Here is a 3,732-nt window from a genome sequence, read left to right on the forward strand (position 1 = left end):
GGGCAGGACGGAGGTGGCCGGGCGGGAGGGGCGCTCAGCCCTTGACGGCCCCGGCGATGATGCCGCCGACGATCTGGCGGCCGAGCAGCAGGAACACCACGATGACGGGCAGCGTGCCCACGAGGGTGCCGGCCATGATGATCGAGGTGTCCGGGACGTAGCCGCTGCCCAGGTTGTTCAGGGCGACCTGGACGGTGGGGTTCGTGGAGTTCAGGGCGATGACGGGCCAGAAGAAGTCGTTCCACGACGTCATGAAGGTCAGCATGCCCAGCACGGCCATCCCGGGGCGGGCGATGGGCGCGACGATGCTGACGAACGTCCGGGTCGAGGACGCGCCGTCGACGCGGGCCGCCTCCAGCAGTTCGTCGGGCAGCGTCTGCACCAGGTACTGGCGCATGAAGAACACGCCGAACGCCGTGACGAGCGAGGGCAGGATGACCGACTCCAGGCGCCCCGCCAGGCCCCAGTCCGACATGATCTTGTACAGCGGCACGACGCCCAGGGTCGGCGGGATCATCAGGGTGCCCAGCGTGATCGCGAAGAGGGCGTCCTTGCCGCGGAACCGGAGCTTGGCGAACGCGAACCCGGCGAGGGTGCAGAACAGCAGGGTCGCGGCCGTCGTGATGCCCGCGACGATCAGGGAGTTCACGATCGACAGGCCGATGGCCTGCTGCTGCACGGCGGTCGTGATGTTCTGCCAGAGGTACGGGCCGGGCAGGAAGGGCGGCGGGGACTGGTTCATCTCCGCCATGGGCCGGCTGGCCGCGACGACCATGTAGTAGAACGGCACGAGGAACAGCAGGGCCGTCAGGGTCAGCAGCACGTAGGTCAGCCAGCCGGCCGCGTCGGGCGCCCGGTAGCGGCGGCTGCGAGCGGGGCGGCCCGGGGTGGGGGCCGCCATGGCGGCTTCGCGGACGGTGGTCGTGGTCACGGGCGTGCCTCCTGCGTCGTGGTCCCGTTCCGGCCGGCCCGCGGTTCGCGGTCCCGGTCGCGCCAGCGGGCGAGCCCCGTGTTCAGCAGCACGAGCCCGATGATGAGGACGAACGTCACCCACGCGACCGTCGCGGCGCGGCCCAGGGCCCCGTAGCCCCAGCCCTGCTGGTACATGAACAGCCCGAGCGTCTGGTACTGGTTCAGGGCGCCGCCGTCGACGCCGCCGAACAGCAGCGGCTCGCCGAACAGCTGCGTCGCGCCGATCGTCGAGACGACGATGGTGAAGAGGATCGTCGGGCGCAGCCCCGGCAGCGTCACGTGGCGGAACTGCTGCCAGCGGTTGGCGCCGTCGAGCGCGGCCGCCTCGTAGAGGTCCGCGGCGATGGACTGCATGCCGGCCAGGTAGATAAGTGCGTTGTAGCCCGTCCAGCGCCACGTCACGATGACCGCGATGGCGATCTGGGCGCTGAGGTCGCCGTTGCGCCAGTCCAGCCCGTCGAGCCCCACGAGGGACAGCAGCCAGTTCGCGAGGCCGTTGTCGCGCCCGAAGACCTGCGCGAAGACCAGGGTGGAGGCCGCGACGGAGGTCGCGTACGGCATGATCATCGAGACGCGGAAGATGTTGCGCGCCCGCATGCGGTAGTTGAGCAGGTGCGCCAGCCCGAGGGCCAGGAGGAGCTGGGGCACCGTGGACAGCACGCCGATGGTGATGGTCTTCAGCAGCGCGTTGTAGAACTTCTCGTTGGTGAACAGCCAGGTGTAGTTGTCCAGCCCGGTCCACGTCATGTCCGAGCCGAGCTCGTACTCGTGGAAGCTGATCCACATCGTGTAGACGAGCGGGAACAGCCCGAACGCCGCGAAGACGACGAAGAACGGGGCGATGTAGGCGTAGGGCGCCGCCTTGCCCTCGAAGCGGAACAGCCGCGAGCGCAGCGAGAGCTCCGGCTCGGTGGCCTGACGGGCGGTGGGGCCGGCCGGGGCCGGCGGGGCGGTCGTGCGGGCAGCGCTCATGGCGTCTCTCCTCGCGAGGGTCCGTCGGGGGTGGGGCGGCCGGGCCGTGGGCCCGGCCGCCCTGCTCGTGAGGTGCGCCTCAGCCGACCTGGTTCTCGATGGTCGAGCCGGCGTTCTCCCAGGCCTCGGCCGGGGCGACCCCGTTGGTCTCCACCGACAGCAGCGCCTGGACGAGGGCGGTCTTGACGACCGCGTCGTCCTCGCCGAGGACCTGCGTCGGGGCGGCCTTGGCGGCCGCGGAGAAGATCTGCCCGATGGGCGCGTCCTGGAAGTAGGTGTCCTTCGTACCGGTCACCAGCTCGATCGCGCCCGTGTTGGACGGGAAGTTGCCGCCGACCTCGAACACCTTGGCCTGCTGCTCCGGGTCGGTGAGCCACTTCACGAGCTTCGCGGCCTCCTCCTGGTTCTTGCTCGACTTGGGGATGCCCAGGTAGGCGCCGCCCCAGTTGCCGCCCGCGCCGCCCGGCAGCGACGTCACGTTCCACTTGCCGGCGCCCGCGTCCCCGGCCTTGCCCTTGATGTAGCCGATCATCCAGGCCGGGCAGGCGATCGTGGCGAACGAGCCGCCGCCGAACCCGGTGTCCCAGGCCGGGTCCTCGAACTGCTCGAGCTTGGCGGTCAGCCCGCTCTGCGCCGCGGCCGCGGCGGTGTCGAACGCGTCCTTGACGGCGGGGTTGCTGTCCCAGACGAGCTCGCCCGCCTCGTCGTAGTAGATCTCCGACTCGGTGGACACGATGGCGTTGTAGAGACCGCCCGCCGAGTCCGTCCAGGCGGTGCCGGCGGGGGCGGCGGCCTTGAACTTCTCGCCCATCGCCGTGTAGTCGTCCCAGCTGCCGAGCTGCGCGGCGACGTCCGCGGGGGCGGACGGCAGGCCGGCCTGCTCGAGCAGGTCGCTGCGGTAGCACAGGCCCATGGGGCCGATGTCGGTGCCGACGCCCAGGACCTCGCCGTCCTCCGTGGTCGCGGCGGCGCTCTTCCAGTCGAGGTAGTTGGGCACCTGCTCGCCCGCGACCGTGGTCGACAGGTCCGTCCACTTGCCCGCCTGGTTGGCCACGACGTCGGCGATGCGCCCGACCTCGATGCCCTGCACGTCGGCGGCGCCGTTGCCCGAGGCCAGCTTCGTCTGCAGCGCAGGCCAGTACGTGTTCTCGCCCTGCGTCGACTGGTAGGTGATCGTGACGCCGGGGTTCAGCTTCTCGTACTCGTCGAACAGGCCGGCCTCGTCCAGGCCGAAGGTCCCGAACAGGCTGACGGTGAGGGCGGTCCCCCCGTCCGCGCTCGTCGCCTCGGTGGTGCCGGTGCCGGCGCTGCTGCAGCTGGTGAGCAGGACGGCGGTGCTGACGACGGCGGCCACGGTGGCGGCGGTCGACCTGCGGTTCCTGGGCATGGTTTCTCCTCGGGGGGCCCCGCCTCGCGGCGGATCGTCGTTGATCGGGGGGTCAGAGTGTGAGAGCGCTCTCGCGCCAGGAATGACCAGTGCGAGAGCGCTCTCACAGGATCAGCCAAGGGTGCCTCCGGGCGGCACGGGTGTCAACCGTCCTCCGGCCGCGGGGGCCAGGTCCCGCCGCGCGGCGGGCGCGCCCCGCGTCCGGCGGGGCGGGGAGGGCGGGGTGCGGTCAGGCGGTGGCGCGCCGGACGATCTCGGTGCCGACCACGACGGGAGCCGGCGGCTCACCCCCGTCGACGACGGAGAGCAGCATGCGGGCGAGCTCGCGGCCCATCTCGACCACCGGCTGCCGCACGCTGGTCAGCGGCGGGGTGGCCGCGGCGGCCAGCGTGCGGCAGCCG

The 3,732-nt window shown here is 71.5% G+C and carries 4 protein-coding genes; all 4 read right to left on the minus strand.

Annotation, left to right across the window (positions count from 1 at the left end):
- Nucleotides 1-34 precede the first annotated feature (34 nt).
- The gene (locus GTR02_RS20440) at nt 35-901 is read right to left on the minus strand and encodes a carbohydrate ABC transporter permease (protein ID WP_166609319.1); all 867 of its coding nucleotides are present in this window, start codon (nt 899-901) and stop codon (nt 35-37) included.
- 26 nt (nt 902-927) lie between these two features.
- A complete protein-coding gene (locus GTR02_RS20445; RefSeq protein WP_166609316.1) occupies nt 928-1,944 on the minus strand; it encodes a carbohydrate ABC transporter permease in 1,017 nt (338 codons plus the stop codon).
- 79 nt (nt 1,945-2,023) lie between these two features.
- Complete coding sequence (locus GTR02_RS20450; protein WP_166609317.1) at nt 2,024-3,331, minus strand: ABC transporter substrate-binding protein; 1,308 nt, start codon at nt 3,329-3,331, stop codon at nt 2,024-2,026.
- A gap of 229 nt (nt 3,332-3,560) precedes the next feature.
- Nucleotides 3,561-3,719, minus strand: coding sequence for a substrate-binding domain-containing protein (locus GTR02_RS23495; protein ID WP_276611119.1), 159 nt, complete (start codon nt 3,717-3,719; stop codon nt 3,561-3,563).
- Nucleotides 3,720-3,732: the final 13 nt, after the last annotated feature.

This window comes from Kineococcus siccus (assembly GCF_009906795.1).
Lineage (GTDB): Bacteria > Actinomycetota > Actinomycetes > Actinomycetales > Kineococcaceae > Kineococcus > Kineococcus siccus.

Coding starts and splice junctions, on each gene's coding strand:
- GTR02_RS20440 (WP_166609319.1), bottom strand. CDS start 901: ATGGCGGCCCCCACCCCGGGCCGCCCCGCTCGCAGCCGCCGCTACCGG.
- GTR02_RS20445 (WP_166609316.1), bottom strand. CDS start 1,944: ATGAGCGCTGCCCGCACGACCGCCCCGCCGGCCCCGGCCGGCCCCACC.
- GTR02_RS20450 (WP_166609317.1), bottom strand. CDS start 3,331: ATGCCCAGGAACCGCAGGTCGACCGCCGCCACCGTGGCCGCCGTCGTC.